The sequence below is a fragment of the Cryobacterium sp. N22 genome (assembly GCF_002929555.1).
In the GTDB taxonomy this organism is placed as follows: Bacteria; Actinomycetota; Actinomycetes; order Actinomycetales; family Microbacteriaceae; genus Cryobacterium.
Map to the genome: position 1 here is coordinate 479,248 of NZ_PJJP01000039.1, position 18,530 is coordinate 497,777.

The window sequence follows — 18,530 nt, forward strand, 5'->3', positions numbered from 1 at the left end:
TTTTAGTCCGGATTCGTGTTGCGTGGCCGAGTGTCTTCAAGATTCTGGTGCAGCCCCGTCGGGCGTTCGCGGGTCACATCGGTGTCCTGGCCAGGGTCACCCCAGGTCGACTCGACGATGACGACAGTGACATTATCCCGGCCGCCCTTGGCCAGGGCTGCGGCGACAAGAACGTCGGCGAGCGATCCGAGGTCTTCCGGAACGGCGTGTGAGGCGAGCAACTCCGCGATCTCGACGACCGAGAGTTCCTTGGTGAGGCCGTCGGAGCAGATCAGGAAGGTGTGGCGTCCGGTCGCGGGCAACAGCCAGACATCCGCGTCGACGGATTCGTCGGCCCCGATGGCGCGGGTGATGACGTTGCGGTCGGGGTGCTTTTCGGCATCCATTGCCTTGATCAGGCCGGCATCCACCATCTCCTGAACCGCGGAGTGGTCGACGCTGAGCTGTTCGAGGGTGCGACCATCCCAGGTGTAGATGCGGGAGTCACCGATGTTGAACGCCATCCAGTGAAAGCCAACGTCGTCGCCGGCATCGACGAATGCGACGCCGGTGAGGGTGGTGCCGGACACGGCGGTGCCGAAGTCGTCCGCAGCGCTGAGGTCGCGCACCGCGTCGTTCGACGAGTGGATGGCGTCGAGGATCCGCTCGGGGGTCGAGGGTAAGCCCTGTTCGATGTGGTCGTTGAAGACCCGGATGACGGTCTGGCTTGCGGCGTCACCGTGGGCGTGTCCGCCCATGCCGTCCGCGACGAAGAACACCGGAGACTGGGCCAGATAGCTGTCCTCGTTGACCTTCCGCACGCGTCCGACATCGCTGCCGGCACTGAAGGTGAAGTGCACGCTCGAGTCGCCGAGGGTGATCGCACTCTCACCGTTGACCGCCATGTGCACTCCGCAAAATCCGTTCGGCTCCGGTTCGGAGCGCTTCCGCCCCGTTCGGGGGAAGTCGAGGTACCACCGTACCAATACCCCGGGCCCGTTCAGACGCACTCTGACCGGGTAATACGAGGCTAGGGCTCCCGCCGGGGCGGCCTCGGCCGGTTAGGGGATGGTCGCGGCCCCGCACCGGCGATAGCCTCGCGGTATGAACAACGAAGAACTCCGCAAACTCGCGACGAAGCGGCTCAAGGCACGCCGGGACTTCTGGAACTATTGCGGCGTCTGGCTCGGGGTTTCTCTCATCGTCATCGCCGTGTGGCTGTTGACCGATCCGGGTGGCTACTTCTGGCCGATCTGGCCGATCGGCGGCATGGGCATCGCCGCCTTCTTCATCGGCCTCGACGCCTTCGGACCCAACCGGGGCATCATCACCGAAGACGCCATCGACGACGAAGTGGCCCGGATCACTCGCGGCAACCAGCGCGGCGGCGCCAAGTAGCCAGTGGCCGGCAGCAGCGGCCGGCAGACAGAACCGGCCGCCCCGAAGGGCGGCCGGTCAGGTAGTGCTGTTGCCAGATGCTTATTCCGACTGGCTAGATAAGCCAGGGGTACTTCTGCACGATCGGCAGGGCCTTCCAGGTCTTGCCGGGTCCCCAGGTGTCACCGGCCGCGAAGACGGCCACGACGATCAGGGCGAGCGCGTAGATGATGTGGTAATCCACCAGCGGGTTGGTCGAGGCCGCCCCGGCGGTGAAGGGCCACTCGGCCAGGTACATGAAGACCATGATCAGGCTGCCGGCGACCGCGCTGATGCGCAGGCCAACGCCGAGCATGACGGCCAGTCCCACGGCGATCATTCCGAGCATGAAGAGGAAGTCCACCAGAGGGCTGGCGATGCCGACGAAGAACGGCTGCAGCGGTCCGGTGACGCCGGGGCTGTTCAGGAAGCCCTGCGCCGGGGTGCCGCCGTTGAGCCAGGCGCGCTCGGCGGGTGTGGAGAAGCCCAGGCCGAAGGTCTTGTCAAGGAACGCCCACAGGAAGATGAATCCGGTCGCCAGTCGCAGCACCGCGAGGGTACGACGCTGGAGCAGGGTGGTGCCGGACGTCGCGGCGGGGGCGGTGACCGCTGCCCCGCGGGTGGTGCTGGTGGCCATGGGAGGGTTCCTTCGTGTCGGATGCGATGCCCATGTCGACTGACATTGGGCCGTGAGTCCCATACTCACAGCGAGCTTTCAGCAACGACAGGGTCGAACGTCCTACAACAACAAAAAAACCCGGCCTCCTTCGCGAGAAGGAAGCCGGGTGGTGGTGACCCCAACCGGATTCGAACCGGTGTTACCGCCGTGAGAGGGCGGTGTCCTAGGCCGCTAAACGATGGGGCCGTTTTTGCAACTTCACGAGTATGCCACAGCCTGGTTACCGAGTTCAAATCGAGTACGTCGTCCGCGCGTCGTGTGGGGCTGCGGGTGCTCATAGGTGCGCGTGTCGCGCGTTGCCCATGCTTGGGTTTGGGTATTAGCTCGAGACATGAAGTTGACCAAACTCGAACACGCCGCACTCGTCCTCGAAGCCTCAGGGCAGAAGCTGTTCATCGATCCCGGGTCGTTTACCACCGCGCTGACCGAGACCGCCAATGCGGCCGCGATCGTGATCACCCACGAGCACCCCGACCACTGGACGCCAGAGCAGTTGAACCGCGTGATCGCCATGAACCCCGGCGTGCCCATCTACGGGCCGGCCGGTGTTGCCGCTGCGGCCGGCGAGATCGCTGTGACCGTGGTCGCCGAGGGTGACACCATTGAAGCGGGCCCGTTCACCCTGCGGTTCTTCGGTGAGAAGCACGCCGTCATCCACTCGTCGATCCCGGTGATCGACAACGTGGGCGTGCTTGTCAACGACGAGCTGTTCTACCCGGGTGACGCGTTCACGATCCCCGAGGGCGTCACCGTGAAGACCCTGGCCGTGCCGGCCGGTGCACCGTGGCTGAAGATCAGCGAGGTCATCGACTATGTGCTCGCGGTCAAGCCCGTACGCAGTTTTCCCACCCACGAGATGGGACTGTCACGGAGCGGCAAGGACCTCGCTAATTCCCGCATCAAGTCCGCCACGGAGCAGAACGGCGGCACTTTCTTCCCGCTCGAACCCCACGCATCGCTCGACCTGTAGCCGCATATCGAAGGAGATCCCATGCGCTTCTCGTTGCTCATCATCAAGGCTGAGACCAGGGAGGGCGACATCTCCGAGGAGGAGCTGCCGCCGTTCCGGGAGCTGTTCGACGCGTACGCGGCGTCGTTGCAGGAGTCGGGCGCGCTGGTGGCTGCGGATATCTTTCGGCCCGCCGCGGAGTCCACCACCGTGACGCTCCGGGGCGGCAGCCGGGAGGTGCGCGACGGCCCGTTCATCGACGCCGTCGAGTCCCTGTCGGGCTGCTTCGTGATCGACGTGCCGAACCGGGCCGTCGCGTTGGAGTGGGCGGAGAAATGCCCCGCCGCGCTCTACGGTGTCGTCGAGGTGCGCCCGGCGGCGCTGTCCTTCCACGACGGTCGGTGGCGCGGCGAGAGCTGAGCCTAGGGACTGTCGACGAGCTCAGGGGCCTTCGCCGGGGTGTCTGCCGATTCGCGCCGGTTCGCGAGCACCGACGAGAAGAACGCTGCGCAGATCAGGAACACTCCGATGAGTCCGGTGACGATCTCCGGGATCTCGAAACCGATGCTCAGAAGCAGGATGCCCGCGAGCGCGCCGATGGCCCAGTGGGCGCCATGGTCGAGGTAGATGTAGTCGTTGAGGGTGCCCTGGCGCACCAGGAAAATGGTGAGCGAGCGGACGAACATCGCACCGATCAGACCGAGACCCAGCAGGATGATGATCGGGTCCGCGGTGATCGCGAACGCGCCGATGACGCCGTCGAAGGAGAAGGACGCGTCGAGGACCTCGAGGTAGAGGAACGAGAAGAACGCTGCCCGGCCGGTGAGCACGGCCAGCGACGACGCCCCGCCGCGTGCGGCGTCTGAATCTTCCTCGGCGTCGTCCCCGCCCTCGAACAGTGACCCGAGTCCGTTCACCAGAATGTAGGTGATGAGGCCGAGCACGCCCGCGATGAGCACCACCGTGGGGTCTTCGGCAATGGCAGCTCCACCGAGCAGTGCCGCGAGTGCGACAACGTACGACAACGAATCGAGCTGTCCGACCTTTGCCAGGGGCTTCTCCAGCCAGCTGAGCCATTTGATGTCCCGGTCTTCGAAAATGAAGTCCAGAAACAGCATGAGCAGGAACATTCCGCCGAAGGCCGCGATCTGCGGGTGTGCATCGTGCAGATAGTGACCATAGGTGCCGACGGTGGCCGGGTCGCCCTTCTCCAGGGCCAGGGTGATGACCTCTCCGAAGGACAGGCCCGTGGTTGCGGACACCAGAACGAGCGGCATGATCAGGCGCATCCCGACGACGGCGATGAGGATGCCGATGGTGAGGAAGATCTTCTGCCAGAATTCCGACATCTTCTCGAGCACCCTCGCGTTGACAACCGCGTTGTCGAATGACAGCGAAATCTCCATCAGCCCGAGGATCACGCAGAGCGCAACCGCCGCCCAGCCTCCGTAGAGCAGCGCGATCGCGAGCGCAATCATGGACACGACGAGCGACCACGAGAAGTGGTGGAAGAACGTTTTCATACGGGCGTGGTTGGGATCACCCGTTTGGTCGGGCTCTCCGCATCCTTTCTGAGGAATAATTCGCGGCAGTGCAGTTTTTTGACCTGTCTCACCGGGTCTCGACAGGCTCGACCAGCGCCGCAGGCTCGACCAACGGTACAGGCTCGACCAGCCTGCGCGTGTTGACGGCCAGGGCCGCTGCGTCGGCGTCGCCCGAGATCCGGGCCCGGGCGGCAAGTTCGTGGGCGGCGTCCAGGACGGCACAAGTGAGCTCCTCCCGCAGCGCCTCGGCCCAGGCGAAGTGGTTGGTCGGAAGGCCGCTCAGCGGCGCCCCGGTGACCAGGCGCAGGGCGCTGACCAGCGTGGCTGTCGTCGTGAGGGTGACGTCGTGTCCGAGCAGCTGCCGCCAGAGGTCCCAGTCGCTCCGCACATCGGCGTGCAGGCGCAGGCCGTCCGCGCCGACAACCGGCAGGTACGGCTCGTCGTCGGTGCTGTCGCCGAGCCACGCCCTGGTCTCGTTCATCAGGGCGTTGCGGTTCTGCTGGGCGGCCAGGCCGGTGGGCAGGTCGGCCGGCCAGAGTGCCGTCTGCACGTCGACCGCGCTGGCGGTGCGGTGCACTGTGAAGAAGGCCACCAGCTCGGTCGCCCACGGCAGCCGGGAGCGTTCCTCTCCGCCGGCAGTACCGCGAGGTTCGACACCGCGGGCGCCGATCACCTCCACCGGCCCCAGCAGGCGAATCCACGGCGCACCGGATGCACCGACGCTGGCTGGTTCCGCCCCGCCGGCCGAGCCGGCCTCACGGGTGCCCCCGACCTCCATCCGGCGTGCCCACTCGGGCCCGGCCACGCTCTGGCCCGCGGTGCTGCGGAACAGATCGATCAGGCGGGTGCACTCAGCGGCTCCCAACAGCTGCGGGGCGAGGCCGATGCCCAACGGCAGCAGCCGGGCGGCGCCGATGTCGTCGACGTTGAGCGCCCAGTGGGCCTGATCGTGAGCCGGTGCCGCCGCGCGGGCCGCAGACCCTGCCTGGACGATGCCCAGTCGAGCAGACCGGCCCGCCAGTGCTGCCCGTTGCCGGTCGGACAGTGGTGGCGTCGAGGCGAGGATCACAATTTCCGGGGTGTCCGCGGCGAGGGTGTCTTCGGCCGGGTGCGCCAGCAGTGTGGCCACGTCCGGCACGTGCCGCAGCCGGGGCGAGGCCAGCGCCGCGGCCAGCTCGTCGGCGGCGCCGACGACGGTGACGCGGATCTCAGAGCGACGGCTGGTCGCCAGCTCAGCGGCGATCGCGGTGAGCACGCCCAGCCGCAACTCGGGCGGCCCGGTCACGCCGAGCGTGCCGAGTCTCTCGAGGTCCACCAGGATGTGCGCTCCGGCCTGGTCGTGGCCGAGCGTCACGAACGCCGGGTACGGCGGCTGCGGCAGGCGCTCCACGCCCGGTAGCGCCGCCCGGCCGATCGTCCAGGCCGTGCCGTTCCCGGTCGCCGCGCCGTCAGGTGCCGCCTCGGTGCGGAACGGTCGCGGCAGCGGGTCGGTGCCGGACAGATACAGGGTGATGTCATCATCGGCGAGACGGATGGCCTCAATCGACGGCAGGGTCCTCCCGGTGTCCTCGGCCCACACGGCCAGGTACCGCAAGGCGTGATCGATGTCGTCCAGGCCCACCCGGTTCTCCACGGCGCGCAGTTCGAGTTCCAGGGTGCTGGCTTCCGCGGTGGGCAGGGCGATCCGGCGCCCGAACTCCCGTCGTCCACGCTGACCGGTCCGGCGCAGTGCGAGCAGCCCGAGCAGGCCCACGGCGAGCACCGCCCCGATGCCACCCGTTGTGCGTGCAGGGGCCGTGTGCGAAAACGCGGCGGCCCCGGCAGCGCCGGCTTCGGCTGAGGCGTCAACGGGAGCGGCCACGGCCGGGGTGACGGTCGGCGATGCTGCCTCCACGACGGGACTGGCAACGGCAGCTGTCTCGGCGACCGCGGCGGCCGCATCCGTCGACGGTGCGCCCATCCCGGGCAGGTTCACCCTCTCGCCGGGCTGGATCAGGTTGGGGTCAGTGATCGTGGCACCATCAGGCTGCACCACCGCAGCGCTGGCCGCGAAGATCTCCGGGTAGCGGGTGCCGTCGCCGTACGCGTCGGCGGCCAGGTCCCAGAGCGTGTCGCCTTCGACGACAACGTGCCCGGCCGGGGTGGCGGCATCGGGAGAAGCCGGGACCGCGGCATCCGCGGGCAGGGTCAGCACCCAGCCGGCGTTGAGCCAGTTCTCGGCGGTGAGCGCATGGCCATCGCCCTGAGCCACGCCCAGGTTCAGGGCCGCGATCTCGGCGAACCGCTCCCCCGAGCCCAGCTGCTGCTCGGCGATGCGCCACAGTGAGTCGCCGGGTTGCACCATGTAGGTGGGTGCGGCGGCGACGGGTGCGGCGGGTGCGGCCTCCGCCGCCGTGTCGATGCTCACCGCGGCGCTGTCCGTCGATCCTGCGCCGGTGTCGCCATCCGCCTGCGTCAGGCCGAATGTTGAATCGGCGCTGCTTTGGGTCACGCTGACGGATGCGGGGGCCGCTGTCGGCGATCCCGCGGTAGACCCGGCGAGGGCTCCGACGCCGGTGAGCATCACGACGATGGCACCGATCAGGGCCGCGGCCCAGAGCTGTTGCAGGCCGAGGCCGGGCAGGTGCGGGCTGGGGATGCCGCGAATGTGACCCGGCAGCTCCACCAGGAAACCGAGGGCGAAGGTGGCCCAGGCGACCCAGGCGATCAACGGCAGCAGGGTGCCCACCAGGAACTCACCGCCGTAGTCCGGCGTGCTCAACGCCCGGGACAGCTCATCTCCGCTGGGGAACGGGTTGCCGGCCAGGAACAGCAGGGCGGCCGGGATGCCCACCAGCAGGGCGAGCACGAGCACCAACGAACCGAGTCCGAGAGCGAGTCTTTTCATGGTGGTCTCCTGCATCGTGACTATTGGGTGATCAGCCGGGCCGAGGCTTCGCCTGTGCCGGGGAGCTCGACGATGCCGATAAGGCTGAGAAAGCGGGTGCTGTAGATGGTGCTGACGGTGACGGTGACGACCTCACCGTTGACCGTGACGGTGCCGGGCATGCCGGCTGCCGCAAGGTAGGCCTCGCCGGCCGCGGTCGCCTTCGCGGCGTCGAGGGTGAGCGAGCCCACCCGCACGGTGTCGCCGCCGATCGAGTTAGTGGCGGTGCGGGCAGCAGATGCCGCCACCAGGTCCGCACGCTCGTTCGCCTGAATTTTCCCGGCCCCGTCGACAACCAGCCCGATCACCACGATCAGGGTGACGGACACGAGCAGGAACGAAACCGACGCAGACCCGCGGTCCCCGCGAAGCGCGCCGAGCCGGGCCCGGAGAAACGCTTGAGGCCCGATCACCGCCCGGCTCCCACATTGACCGATTGGATCTCGTTGATCCGCACCGCACTGGTCGCCGTTGTCGTCACTGGGATGACTCCGGAGGCCCCGCCACCCTCCCAGCTGACCTGCCACTGGCTGGTCGCGGTGATCGGAAAAGTCCCGCCCGGCTGCGTCACCGAGGTGCGGGCGTACCGGTGACCGCAAGTGGGCGAGTCCACGGCGCCGTAGGCCACCACGAACGGGGTGCCCGCGTTAGCGCAGGCGACGCTGGTGCCATCGCCCATGTTCCAGATGATGGAGCTCACCTGCGCCGTCGCCGTGATGGTCACACCACCCAGGGTCGTCGATTGCACGTAGGGGCCGAAGCTGAGCGGGGTCGGGTTCTCCACCCACATCCAAATAGGAACTCCTACGTAACTCTTCGAGCCGGCTACGGTCGGGTCCGGTGCAAAACCCACCGTGATGCCCTCGAGCCGGAACGACTGGATGAGGCTTAGTGCGGCTTGGCCGGGGGTGAGGGTATTCACCCCAGGCGGAGGGTTAAGCAGCCATCGCGTGTAAGAGTAGGGGCCCAAGCAATGAACTCCGGGGTTGCAGAAGGTTTCCATCGTCGAGCTGCAGTCGTACCAGGCACCCGCAGGGTCCCAGCCCTGCGGCGCCGGATTCTGTCGAGCGCTCAATCGCTGGTAACACTGTGACTTGTTGCTCCACCAGCCCAGATCCCCTTGGCAGGGTATCTCGAAGTACTCACTGTTGGATCGGCGATCCAGGCAGACAGGCGGCGACGGAGTGAAGCCGCTCACGGGATCAACGCCCGGATCACCCGGGCTCGCAGCCTCGGTTTGGGTGACGTGGCAATTCGTCGCCTCTAATCTGTCTTCACAGGTCACATAGTCTGCAGATGCCGCCTGGGGTGCCCACTGAACGCCTACGACGACGAATAGCGCCAGCAACACGGTGCAGCTGAGACCGCGGGCGAAGCGTGCGAATGAGTTGTGGATCAGCACATTACATTTTCCGCTGGCGCTTGGACATCCTGCACGAGCCATGCCTTTTCTGACGCGTAGTACAGAACCGTTAGGTTTAGGATTCCTCGCCGAGTTGCGCTCATCGCTCCAGGCGAGCCATCAGCATTAGTGGCCGTTATCCCCGAACTGTCGAAACATCCAACCAGCTGGGCTAGACCAAACGGGTACACCGTTCCGTCGGAGCCTTCTGAAGCTCCGGCGTATGAGCTCTCGGTCACGTCATACGCGTAGGCCCCTTTGTTGGTGGTACCGTTCTCCACTAGGTTGAGCGCGAAAGTACGCACGTGTTCAGCCGCGGCTCCGGTCGCGACGGTGTCGATCACGCTCGGGTCGGTCGGGTGCTCCACCTCGATCTCAGTACGGAGAGCGAAATACGCCTCAGCGGCAAGGGTTGCTCCGGCGATCGCGTGTTCCTCGCTCAGCGGTTCCTCGACCCCGCCGACGACAGCCGTCGGTGTGGGCGTGGCGCTTGCGGCGGGAGTGGTCGCCTCCTTCGTAGCCTCGGGTTGTGGGCTGGAGCAGCCTCCCACAAGCAGGGCCACGACCAGCGACGCCCCCAAAAGGCCGACCGTGCGGTTCTGACGGAATGACGTCGGTGTGTTCTGCGTGGTCATGGTGCTCCTTTGAAAGGCTGGAAGTGCATCTGATGCGATGAGCCGGCGAGAAGTCATGGTCGTTCCCGGAAGGCATCCACCGGCGAGCTCGCCGTGGTGGTGATGGTTTTCGTTCCCGGTAGGCCGGGCAGGGCGATGTCGGTCAGGTCCAACGTGCAGTTCAGCGTGGCGCTGACCGTGCCCACCTCTCCGAGGGGAACGTTGAGCCCACTGTCGTCGACGACCACGCTGAAGTCAGCGCAGGCGAGGCCGGACTGCGCCACCGAGGTCTGCGCGGCCAGTTGTGCGCTGGCCTGGGCGCCGGCGGTCGTGCGGGACAGGGAGGCGTCCCGGGCCGCGGCCACCGCGGCGGATTCGACGGCGTTGCCGGCCAGGGCCACCCGGGCGCCGGCCACCAGCAGCAGGATGACCAGCGCCAACGCCGGCGCGATCAGCACGAGTTCCACCGACATCGAGCCGCGCTCGCCGGAGCCGTGCAGCCGCCTGCGCACCCATCGCCGAAACATCATGGTGCGATCCACCGTTCTACCGGACCGGACACGGTGCGTTCCACGTGGGTGTCCCAGCCGGGAATCAAGGTGGGCGCGTTGCCGGTGACGGTGACCGTGACCGTGGTCATCGTTCGATCCACCACCACAACGGCGGCGTCCAGCACGGTGCCGGTCTGCTGGGCAGACACGGTGCCGGCGGCCACACCATCCGCGGCCACGGCGTCGTAGAGCCGAGCCGAGTTGTAGGCGCTGGACGCCGCGGCCTGGGCGATGTTACCGGCGTGCAACCACACCGCACCCTGCACGATGACGAAGAACACGCCGAACAGTATCGGCAGCACGATGAGGGCTTCCACCGTCTGCGAACCGCGCTCTGACGCCCCCTCACGGCGAAGTGCCGTGAGAGTGGTGCGAAAACGCGGTCGTCTGGCCATGGTCGGCTTAGCCCGGCAGCTTGCCGACCTGGGCCTGCACGAACGCCGTCACCGCGGCGATGACGATGCCGGCGATCACAAGGATGCCGACGACGAGGAAGATCCACTCAACGGTCTGCAGACCGGCGTCTCCGGTGGAGCGCACCAGTCGGGCGCGGCGGCGAACTTCGGTGAAGAGGGATTGGGCGAGAGTGAACATGTGGCGCTCCTGGTGATATGCGGGTTGACAACGGTTGGGTCGGGCGAGGAATCAGGCGATGAGAAGGTTCATGACCAGCGGGGTGAGGATGATGCCGACGAAGACCATGGCGAGCATGGTCATCGGGATGGTCATGCGCTCGCTCGCCTCGTTGGCGTGGGTGTGCTCGTTGTTGAGCAGTTGCACCCGCAGGGACTTGCCGCGAGCCCGGAGGGTCTCGTACACGGAGGCTCCTTCTTCGCCCGACAGCCGCACGATCTTGGCGACGTCGGCGAGTTCGGGCACGCCGATCTCCTCCGAGAACGTGGTCAGGGCGTCCCAGGGCGGGGTGCCGGCGTACTGCGCCCGGGTGAGTTCCTGGCGGATGCGCACGAACACCCACGACCGCCCGACCTGCGCTGCGGAGAGCAGCGCATGGCCGGCAGGGGCGCCGCGGCGCCTTTCGGCGGCGACGAGCTCGAGGTAGACGGCCACGGCCCGGGAGAATTCCTCCCTGGCGGTGGCGGCCTTGGCCTTGAGATCCTGGTCGGGACCGAACCAGAGCGCGACACCGAGCGGGATGCCCAGCAGGGCCGGCAGGTAGAACGGCACAACACCGAGCACCTGCAGGAACAGGCCGAACAGGCTGGGCGCGATCAGGCCGAATGCCGCCAGCAGGGCTTTGTCGGAGAGGTACTTGTTCACCGACACGCCGACGAGGGCAAGGTTGCGGGTGGGCAGGGTGAAACCCGGCAGGTCGGGCAGCCGGGCGCGCACCCAGCTGCCTACCCGCACCTCGAAGGAGGCATCCGTTTTCGCGTCGACGGCGGCGGTATTGCCCAGGCGGGTGATCGCGGCGGCCAGCTGCGGCTGCTTGGGCAGCAGTTGGGAGAGCACGAGCGCGACGCCGAGCCCGGCGATCACGCCGGGGATCAGGGCAAGCTGCCACATCTCAGGCCACCTTGCTGTGCGTGGAGTCGAGCGGGTTCTCCAGGATGCGGGGCGTGGGCTTGCCCACCGTGATGCGCCCCAACCAGCCGAGCAGCACCACGTAGAGGGTGAGCCATACGAACAGGGCCACCTGGCCGAAGAAGGTCTGGTAGGGCTTCATGAACTCCCCGACGAACGGGATGACCGCCAGCAGCGCGAGTGTCACGATGGTGATGATGCGCACACTGACGCGGGGCTTGGCGCGGTCGGTTTCGATCTGCCGGCGCACCCGGACCTCGTCGAAGACGATTTGGGCGAGGTCGTCGAGGGCGTTCACCAGGCCGGGGCCGCGCTGCTTCTCGGCAAGCAGCAGGTGCGCCACGACAAGGTCGGCGGTGGGGTCGTTGAGATCGTCGGCGAAGCCCTGCAGCGCCGCGGAGGTCGCCCACCGGGCGTTGATCCGGGCGATGAGCATGCTCACCTGTTCCTTGATCGCGCCGGGCGAGCTGCTCAGCGACGCGGCGATGGCCTGTTCCATTCCGGCGCCGGAGACGATCAGGCCGGACAGGCTCCTGGTCCAGGTTTCGAGGGCTTCCAGCCGTTCGATGGTCTCGTTCTCAGTACCCTTGACGAGCAGAACCGGCAGGCCGATCGCGGCGATGGGCACGGCGATCACGGCGACGAACCACCCGGTGACCAGCCAGGCAAGCACACCCAGGACCAGGCCGCCGAGCGCCAACAACTGACGTTTCCGGCTGAATTGGCTGCGGTAGGCGCGCACCCGCAACCGCAGCACGCCCGGCGGCCTGGCCTGGGTGGGCGGTGGCGCCGGCAGCACGCCGAGCACCACGACGAGTAGACCGAGCAGGCCCACGACGGTGCAGAGCATCAGCAGGGTGGTATTCACGAGGGCGCACCGCCCTGCGTGGGGATCAGCAGGGCCGGGTCGAACCCGGCGTGCACCAGCTGGGCCAGGGTCTCATCGCGCGGACGGTTGGCGGTCTCCTGTTCGTGCGTGTACGGGTCGGCGCGGAAGATCGGGGTGGCGATGGGCCGCGAGCCCTCCCCCGGACCGACCTCGGAGATCTCGGTGACGATGCGGCGCACCCGTCCGGTGGCGAGGTCGCGCACCTTGCTCACCTGCACGATGAAGTTGATGTGCTGGGCGATCTGCCGGTAGGCGTAGGCATCCGAGGTGTTCAGGCTCTTCTGGGTGAGGGTGGCCATGCGCTCGATGGCGTTGGACGGCGATTCGGCGTGCAGGGTGCTCAGCGAGCCGACACCGGCTTGCATCGCCTGGAACATGGCGTCGATCTCGCCGCCACGCACCTCGCCGACGACGATTCGCTGGGCGTTCAGCCGCAGCGCCTCCTCGAGCAGCTCCACCAGGGTGATCTCGCCCGGCCGGCTGCCGTCGCTGGTGCGCTCACCCTGACCGGGCCGGTACTGCAGGGCCGTCACGATGTGGTGGCGGTCGCCCATGCGGTCCAGGTGCAGCTCCCGCTCCTTCTCGATGGTCACGATCTCCTCCATCGGGTCCATGCTGTTGCACAGGGCCCGCACGAGGGTGGTCTTGCCGGCGTTGGGATGCCCGGCGACGACGATGGACTTGCCGGCACGCACGGCGGCGTCGAGGAACGCGCTCATCGGGTGGGTGAGGGTGCCGTGGTTGACCACGAGGTCGTCGAGGGTGATGTCGACGAACCGGTGGATGCGGATGACGATCTTGGGCCGCGGCGAGATCGGCGGGGCAACGGCGGCGAGCCGGGCGCCGCCGGGCAGGTCCATGTCGAGGATCGGGTTGGTGGCCGTGAACGCCCGCCCGCTCTCGCCGCCCCGGGCCGCGAGGAACGCGATCTCGGCCATCAGGTCGGCGTCGGAGGAGGCCACGGGTTCGTGCCTCTTCCTCTCACCGGATGCGTAGGTGAGCCAGACGTTGTCGTACCCGTAGATGTCGATGTTCTCCACCTCGGGCTGCTCCACCAGCGGTTGCAGCCGGCCGAGCTTGAACAGCGAGTCGAAGATGGCCTTGGCCATGGCCGTCTGGGTGCGCGGGTCCCAGGCGCTGGTGCCGCCGGCCAGGCGCACCATGTCGTCGACCTGGGATCGGATGACGTCAACGATGTGCGCCTGCGCCAGGGCCTGCCGGGAGGCGTCGGTGAGGCTGGGCGAGGCCAGTTCGGACTGTGCGAGCAGGTTCGCGACCTGCTCGCGGAGCCCGGCCACGATATCCCAGGGCAGCGAAACGGGCGCGCCACCGGTCAGCCCGCCGGCCCACAGCGGATCGACGGCCGGAGGAGCCGTGACGGCGGTTGGTCCGTCGCTGTGACGGCGATGCACCTGCGGGGCGTCGGACGGCACCTCATCCGGAATGCTGATCGGCGAGCCGCCGGAGAAGAACGGCAGGTCGGCAAGGTCCAGGGTGCGGTCGACCTCTTCGATCGATTCCATGCGGTCGGTCACGAGGGATCTCCGGTCTGGCTGGCATCGGCGAGCACTGTGTTGGTCCGCGCGTCGGTCGGTGCGCTCGGGCGGCGGCCGAGTCGGATCGCCCGCTCGGCCAGGCCCTGGCTCAGGGCCTCGGTGGCGGTGGTGAGTGAACGGGCCAGGGGTGCCCGGTCGAATCGGAGCTGCCGGGCGGCGCCCAGCGAATACACCGCTGCGGAGCGCACATCCCAGTCGAGCCGGGCGGCCACCGGCAGCCCCAGGGCCCGGCTGATCTCGGCGGAGGAGTAACCCTCGTGGGCCGAATCCACCAGGAGCAGCGAGAGGGCACCGTCGCGGCCGGCCAGGCCGAGCGCCGTGCCAAGATCCGCCACCCGAGGGGCGAGCGCGGCCACATCCGGCAGCACCGGGCGCGCGACCAGCAGCACGCCGTCGGCCTGCTGCAGCAGCGGCATCCGCGAGTCGTTCTGGCTGAGCCGGCCCAGGTCGACCAGAACGTCGACGCCGGCCGCTTCGAGCCCGGCGAGCGCCGCGCCCAGCGCCACCCACAGCGTGGTCGTGCCGCGCGCGGCCTGCAGGCTCGAGAAGCCGGGGATGAGGTAGCGCTCCGGGGCGAGTTCGATGGTCTGGGCCCACAGGTTCGCCAGGGTGATCTCACCGCGCTGGTGGTCGACCGAGAGCGGGGTGAGTCCGAGGGCGTGGTCTACCTGGCCGCGGAGGAAGCCGGGCAGGATGCTGCTGGACTTGGAGATGTCGGCCTCGACGAGGATCACCGGTCGCGGCCAGTTCAGCGCCGCGCCGACGGCCACGGTGGTGACGCCGGGCGAGCCGGCGAGGCTGGTCAGGGCAAGGATCGCCATCGGCTACTCTCCCTTGGGTGCATCGAGGATCAGGGCGACCCGGCCGGTGGCGCTGCGCGCGGCGATGTCGGCCGCCTCCTGTGACGGCACGACGAGGTCGACGACCCAGGTGCCGGTGCCTTCGTCGAACCGGCTGGTGAACACCGTGGCGACGAAGGACTTGGGCGAGGTTGCCGGCGGGTCACCCTGCGCGATCGGGGTGTCCACAACGCGCACCCGGTCCCCCGCGGCGAGCGGATAGTTCGGCAGCTGCGCCACGGTGAGGGCCACGCCCACGATGGATTCGCCCGCGGTGATGCTGATTCCCGCCCCCACATTCGCCGTGGTGACCAGCGTGCCGGCCGGCAGGTCGACCGTGGCCGTCTGACCGATCACGTCGGTGGCCTGCGCGGCGGTGAAGGCGGGGGTGTCCTGCCCACCGGCGATCTGCAGTGTGGTGAGGTCGGCACTGGTGATGGTGGCGCCGCGGGCGACATCCGTTTGCGTCGACAGAACCGTGACGGTATTGCCCACGGTGGAGGCGTAGTACCAGCTGCCGAGGCCGCCGACGATGGCGAGGGCAACGCCGGCAGCGATCACGGCCGGCCGCCGGCGGGACTTCGTCGGCGGGCGCACGGCTCCCCGGGGCGTTCCGGTAGCCTTCGCCGCCGCCGGCTTGCCCGGGCGGGACAGGCGGGGTGTGCGGCGCCTGGTCCCCGTGCTGGTCTTGTCGGGGCTGATCTGTTCGGTCATGACCGCGCTGCTCTCTCACTAGCTGTGACGCACGGGCCGTCCGCACTGATGGTGGTGGCCCTGTGGCCGTTGTCGTACGGGCCGAGGACGAGGGTGACGCCTCGATCCCCCCGGCTCATCGTCAGTTCCACGACTCTCCCTCGGCAACCTCGAAGCACGGGCTCACAGCGCTGATATTCAGGGAGGTCAGGCCGCCAACCTCGTTGCCGCCCGCGATATTGATGCCGTAGACGCCCTCTTCGTTCCCGCCCGCTTCGGGCGAGAAGAGCTGCACGCGGCGGACCTTGCCGTCATCTTCCAGGGTGTCTCTCGCTAGTGTCCAGCCGTCGCCGACCCGCGCCTTGACGAGCTCATCGAGGGCTTCCAGCCCGTTGAGCGGCCGCACGCTGTCAACAAACCAGATTGAACGTCGGTTCTCCCACTGGCGCACTCGCTGCTCAGGATCGACGTCGGGCCCGTTGCAGCTCGTCGACTCATTCGTACGATCATCGATACGCTCGATGAGGGCCGGATCGATGATTGCGATCAGCGCTTCCACGTCTGACGTGGTGATCTCTTCCGCCTCGTCCAATGTCATGTTCGTGCTCGCTCCCGTTTCTTGGCTGCAGCCGGTCATCGCGAGCGCGGCGACCAGCAGTAATGAGGTCAACGATCGTCTAGCATCGCGGCCGGAGCTGATTCGCATCACTTGTCGCCACTCTGCACATCGACCATTTTCGGCTTATAGCCGGGTTCCATGACCGGGTTGGTGTAGACACTCTGCCCGGTGTCCGGGTCGGTCGAGATCAGTTCGGGCTTCGCATAAAGCTCCACTTGTTCACCTGCAATCACGTTGTACATCTGGAGAATCGTGGTGCCTTCTTTGTCCCAGATAGCGGAGTGGCCCTTTATCTGCCCGGAGGACACGTCCCCGGCCTCGAGATATCCGGTTTCGAGCCGAACGAATCCATCGGTGGTCAAGGGGCTACCACCGTGGCCCCAGTCGCCGGCTTCGAGGCCCTGGGGATAGGCCAGTAAATCGCCCGGAGCCATGAGAGAGTAATGCGGCACGTCGGCGGTGGCAGGGTATTCCTCCAAGTCACGCACGCCGAAACCCATCCCCGCACTGGAAATCTGGAGCGACCGGTCCAGCGCTAGACCCGCCCGTTCAGCCGAGCCAAGAATCGCTCCTCCTGCGCTGTATCCCAACCCGACCACGGTGGCGGTGTTCGCAAGTTCTATTCCTTGACCGAACTGAGCCAGCCGTTGCCCGAGCTTTTCAGTCATTCCTCCGGAGATGGCCTCACCTCCTTGCGGAAACGCCCCACCCTTCCAAGTGATCATGGCGATGCTGCCGTCATTCGCTGCGTGTCCGACGAACCATTCGCTCCGTTGGACCTGACCATCGAAGTTCCCGAGCGTCGTATTGGTGCCGGGCACGTAGATTCCGAGACTGCGCACTGCAGCGGGCACATTGCCGGTGACCGGGTCGAGCAAGCCCGAATACTCGGCGATCGCATCCTGGGCATGGTCGAAGACGAGGATGTTGTGGCCGGTCACGGTCACCGGCAGCCCCGTCGCGGGGTCCGGGAATGTGGTCTTTTCGTCGCGGAGCTTGCTGTAGTAGCTGATCTGGTCCCGCAGGGCATCGATCTTCTCCTGCGCTTCCCGTCGGGCGGCGCCGCTCCCCCCGCCCCGGGTGCCGCTGCCGTCCTTGTTGGCCTCGACGATTTTCTTCAGATCGACGATCTCCTTCTCCAGAGTCGCGATTCCCGCGCTGATGTTGTGCTTGTTCGCCTGCACCCGGCTGGCGTACGGCACCCCCTCGAGGTTGCCGATCACGATGGGCAACGCCGCGATCAGCGCCGCCTGGGAGACTCCGCCGAGGCCGAACCACCAGGCCTCAACCCCAGCGGCATCCGGCGGGCTGGTCCGGAACTTTTCGGCCAGACCTGGATTGTTCTGCAGCAGAATGGTGATCTCCGTGGCGCTGAGACCATCGAGTTTCTGGAGCAGCCCTATCGTGCTCAAGTAGCTCAGCTGTTGGGTCCCGAGCCCGGCCAGGTTTCCCCGCGAACCTACCGAGGCCAGCGTCGCTACACAGGCGTCGTCCGCGGCCCGGCGCTGGAGCGCGAGTTCGTCCCAGCGCACCTCCACCTGGGTGAGCGTCGAGCGGGTTACCCTCAGGGCCTCCAGCACCCGTGCTCGCTCCAGGGCGTTGGGGTCCGGTTCCGACCAGGGGCTCGTCGTCTCGGCGGTGTCACCGAAGGACGTGAACAGCAGTCGGGCCAGGTCGCGTTGGGCGTCGTCTTGCTGACGTTGGACCGCGCGGGCCTGGTCTTGGATTTGCTCGACCATGGCCGCGTACTGATTGAGGGCGCCGGCATCCGTCTCGAGCCCGGTGATGATCACCTGCACGTCGGGAATCAGGCCTTCCGCGCTGGCGGCGAAGGCCGTCGCCGCTTGCGCGGTCCACGTTGCCGATGCGGCGTCGGTGACGGCGGTCTGCAGGTTGGTGAGCGTTGTCGTGCGTATGTTGTCGGCACCGGTCTGGCGAATGCTGGCCTGGCTTCGGATGCCCCATGGGTCACCGGCACCCGGATTGGTTCTGGTCCAGCTCACAGTGGCCTCCGACCGTTCTCCAGTTGAGTGACGAGCTTGGTATCCGCGGCGAGGATCTCGTTGACGTAGTCGGTGGCCCGGCGGCCCAGGTCCGCGATCGTCTCGCCGGCCAGCACAGCGCGGGATGCGCGCTGGGTCGTCGACTCGTCGAGCGTGCTTGCCACGGGCCCAGACCCCAGCGCGGCGCTGCCCGCGCCACGGGTGAGGTCGCCGCCGAGCTTCAATGGCGCGCTGGCGCGATCCATCGATGAGGCGATGCCCTTCACAAAGGCGGCATCGACGTTCAGGTCAACCACGCGTCACCGCAGCGCAGCGTCGCATCGCCGCCG

21 protein-coding genes and 1 tRNA gene are annotated in these 18,530 nt (G+C 67.5%); 3 read left to right on the forward strand and 19 right to left on the reverse strand.

The window, feature by feature from the left end; genetic code table 11:
* Positions 1-2 precede the first annotated feature (2 nt).
* Positions 3-884, reverse strand: a complete 882-nt coding sequence (locus CXY76_RS17630) for a PP2C family serine/threonine-protein phosphatase (RefSeq protein ID WP_104166804.1) — start codon at positions 882-884, stop codon at positions 3-5.
* Positions 885-1,083: 199 nt separating this feature from the next.
* On the opposite strand from CXY76_RS17630, the gene CXY76_RS17635 reads away from it, so the two are divergent.
* The gene (locus CXY76_RS17635) at positions 1,084-1,377 is read left to right on the forward strand and encodes a 2TM domain-containing protein (RefSeq protein WP_104166806.1); all 294 of its coding nucleotides are present in this window, start codon (positions 1,084-1,086) and stop codon (positions 1,375-1,377) included.
* Between the two features lie 94 nt (positions 1,378-1,471).
* On the opposite strand, the gene CXY76_RS17640 is transcribed toward CXY76_RS17635, so the two are convergent.
* Together CXY76_RS17640 and CXY76_RS17645 are read right to left on the reverse strand one after the other, a co-directional pair.
* A complete protein-coding gene (locus CXY76_RS17640) occupies positions 1,472-2,032 on the reverse strand; it encodes a DoxX family protein (protein WP_104166807.1) in 561 nt (186 codons plus the stop codon).
* Positions 2,033-2,184: 152 nt separating this feature from the next.
* Positions 2,185-2,260: transfer RNA gene (locus tag CXY76_RS17645), tRNA-Glu, on the reverse strand.
* Positions 2,261-2,405: 145 nt separating this feature from the next.
* On the opposite strand from CXY76_RS17645, the gene CXY76_RS17650 reads away from it, so the two are divergent.
* Positions 2,406-3,044: an MBL fold metallo-hydrolase gene (locus CXY76_RS17650; RefSeq protein ID WP_104166809.1), complete on the forward strand. Its 639-nt coding sequence runs from the start codon at positions 2,406-2,408 to the stop codon at positions 3,042-3,044.
* Positions 3,045-3,065: 21 nt separating this feature from the next.
* Positions 3,066-3,443 (forward strand): YciI family protein, encoded by a 378-nt coding sequence (locus CXY76_RS17655; protein WP_104166811.1) that lies wholly within the window; start codon positions 3,066-3,068, stop codon positions 3,441-3,443.
* A gap of 2 nt (positions 3,444-3,445) precedes the next feature.
* On the opposite strand, the gene CXY76_RS17660 is transcribed toward CXY76_RS17655, so the two are convergent.
* From CXY76_RS17660 to CXY76_RS17735, 16 genes are all read right to left on the reverse strand, one after another.
* On the reverse strand, positions 3,446-4,546 hold the full coding sequence (locus tag CXY76_RS17660; protein WP_104166813.1) for a DUF475 domain-containing protein: 1,101 nt from the start codon (positions 4,544-4,546) through the stop codon (positions 3,446-3,448).
* A gap of 88 nt (positions 4,547-4,634) precedes the next feature.
* Entirely contained in the window at positions 4,635-7,454 is a 2,820-nt protein-coding gene (locus CXY76_RS17665) for a LysM peptidoglycan-binding domain-containing protein (RefSeq protein ID WP_158253932.1), read from the reverse strand.
* Positions 7,455-7,474: 20 nt separating this feature from the next.
* Positions 7,475-7,822 carry a hypothetical protein gene (locus CXY76_RS17670; RefSeq protein WP_146073485.1) on the reverse strand — a complete coding sequence of 116 codons (348 nt, stop codon included), beginning with the start codon at positions 7,820-7,822 and terminating at the stop codon, positions 7,475-7,477.
* An 80-nt stretch (positions 7,823-7,902) separates the two neighbouring features.
* Positions 7,903-8,277 (reverse strand): hypothetical protein, encoded by a 375-nt coding sequence (locus CXY76_RS17675; protein ID WP_233199986.1) that lies wholly within the window; start codon positions 8,275-8,277, stop codon positions 7,903-7,905.
* Between the two features lie 611 nt (positions 8,278-8,888).
* A complete protein-coding gene (locus tag CXY76_RS19460; protein ID WP_158253933.1) occupies positions 8,889-9,530 on the reverse strand; it encodes a hypothetical protein in 642 nt (213 codons plus the stop codon).
* A 53-nt stretch (positions 9,531-9,583) separates the two neighbouring features.
* Positions 9,584-10,039, reverse strand: a complete 456-nt coding sequence (locus CXY76_RS17685; protein ID WP_233199988.1) for a TadE/TadG family type IV pilus assembly protein — start codon at positions 10,037-10,039, stop codon at positions 9,584-9,586.
* Positions 10,036-10,377, reverse strand: a complete 342-nt coding sequence (locus CXY76_RS17690; protein WP_233199990.1) for a TadE/TadG family type IV pilus assembly protein — start codon at positions 10,375-10,377, stop codon at positions 10,036-10,038. The genes CXY76_RS17685 and CXY76_RS17690 overlap by 4 nt, the downstream gene beginning before the upstream one ends.
* Positions 10,378-10,462: 85 nt before the next feature.
* A complete protein-coding gene (locus CXY76_RS17695) occupies positions 10,463-10,654 on the reverse strand; it encodes a hypothetical protein (protein ID WP_103479793.1) in 192 nt (63 codons plus the stop codon).
* 51 nt (positions 10,655-10,705) lie between these two features.
* Positions 10,706-11,584, reverse strand: coding sequence for a type II secretion system F family protein (locus CXY76_RS17700; protein ID WP_103460404.1), 879 nt, complete (start codon positions 11,582-11,584; stop codon positions 10,706-10,708).
* Between the two features lies 1 nt (position 11,585).
* Entirely contained in the window at positions 11,586-12,470 is an 885-nt protein-coding gene (locus CXY76_RS17705) for a type II secretion system F family protein (protein WP_104166823.1), read from the reverse strand.
* A complete protein-coding gene (locus CXY76_RS17710; RefSeq protein WP_104166825.1) occupies positions 12,467-14,026 on the reverse strand; it encodes a CpaF family protein in 1,560 nt (519 codons plus the stop codon). The genes CXY76_RS17705 and CXY76_RS17710 overlap by 4 nt, the downstream gene beginning before the upstream one ends.
* A complete protein-coding gene (locus tag CXY76_RS17715) occupies positions 14,023-14,868 on the reverse strand; it encodes a hypothetical protein (RefSeq protein WP_104166827.1) in 846 nt (281 codons plus the stop codon). The genes CXY76_RS17710 and CXY76_RS17715 overlap by 4 nt, the downstream gene beginning before the upstream one ends.
* Before the next feature lie 3 nt (positions 14,869-14,871).
* Positions 14,872-15,600: an SAF domain-containing protein gene (locus tag CXY76_RS17720; protein ID WP_104166829.1), complete on the reverse strand. Its 729-nt coding sequence runs from the start codon at positions 15,598-15,600 to the stop codon at positions 14,872-14,874.
* A 121-nt stretch (positions 15,601-15,721) separates the two neighbouring features.
* A complete protein-coding gene (locus CXY76_RS17725) occupies positions 15,722-16,249 on the reverse strand; it encodes a hypothetical protein (protein WP_158253934.1) in 528 nt (175 codons plus the stop codon).
* Between the two features lie 35 nt (positions 16,250-16,284).
* The gene (locus tag CXY76_RS17730) at positions 16,285-18,201 is read right to left on the reverse strand and encodes a hypothetical protein (protein ID WP_104166833.1); all 1,917 of its coding nucleotides are present in this window, start codon (positions 18,199-18,201) and stop codon (positions 16,285-16,287) included.
* Entirely contained in the window at positions 18,198-18,497 is a 300-nt protein-coding gene (locus CXY76_RS17735) for a hypothetical protein (protein WP_104166835.1), read from the reverse strand. The genes CXY76_RS17730 and CXY76_RS17735 overlap by 4 nt, the downstream gene beginning before the upstream one ends.
* Between the last annotated feature and the right edge of the window lie 33 nt (positions 18,498-18,530).

What these genes read in the sequence shown, in the direction of transcription:
- CXY76_RS17630 (WP_104166804.1), bottom strand. Translation starts at nt 884, where the DNA reads ATGGCGGTCAACGGTGAGAGTGCGATCACCCTCGGCGACTCGAGCGTG.
- CXY76_RS17635 (WP_104166806.1), top strand. Translation starts at nt 1,084, where the DNA reads ATGAACAACGAAGAACTCCGCAAACTCGCGACGAAGCGGCTCAAGGCA.
- CXY76_RS17640 (WP_104166807.1), bottom strand. Translation starts at nt 2,032, where the DNA reads ATGGCCACCAGCACCACCCGCGGGGCAGCGGTCACCGCCCCCGCCGCG.
- CXY76_RS17650 (WP_104166809.1), top strand. Translation starts at nt 2,406, where the DNA reads ATGAAGTTGACCAAACTCGAACACGCCGCACTCGTCCTCGAAGCCTCA.
- CXY76_RS17655 (WP_104166811.1), top strand. Translation starts at nt 3,066, where the DNA reads ATGCGCTTCTCGTTGCTCATCATCAAGGCTGAGACCAGGGAGGGCGAC.
- CXY76_RS17660 (WP_104166813.1), bottom strand. Translation starts at nt 4,546, where the DNA reads ATGAAAACGTTCTTCCACCACTTCTCGTGGTCGCTCGTCGTGTCCATG.
- CXY76_RS17665 (WP_158253932.1), bottom strand. Translation starts at nt 7,454, where the DNA reads ATGAAAAGACTCGCTCTCGGACTCGGTTCGTTGGTGCTCGTGCTCGCC.
- CXY76_RS19460 (WP_158253933.1), bottom strand. Translation starts at nt 9,530, where the DNA reads ATGACCACGCAGAACACACCGACGTCATTCCGTCAGAACCGCACGGTC.
- CXY76_RS17685 (WP_233199988.1), bottom strand. Translation starts at nt 10,039, where the DNA reads ATGATGTTTCGGCGATGGGTGCGCAGGCGGCTGCACGGCTCCGGCGAG.
- CXY76_RS17695 (WP_103479793.1), bottom strand. Translation starts at nt 10,654, where the DNA reads ATGTTCACTCTCGCCCAATCCCTCTTCACCGAAGTTCGCCGCCGCGCC.
- CXY76_RS17700 (WP_103460404.1), bottom strand. Translation starts at nt 11,584, where the DNA reads ATGTGGCAGCTTGCCCTGATCCCCGGCGTGATCGCCGGGCTCGGCGTC.
- CXY76_RS17715 (WP_104166827.1), bottom strand. Translation starts at nt 14,868, where the DNA reads ATGGCGATCCTTGCCCTGACCAGCCTCGCCGGCTCGCCCGGCGTCACC.
- CXY76_RS17720 (WP_104166829.1), bottom strand. Translation starts at nt 15,600, where the DNA reads ATGACCGAACAGATCAGCCCCGACAAGACCAGCACGGGGACCAGGCGC.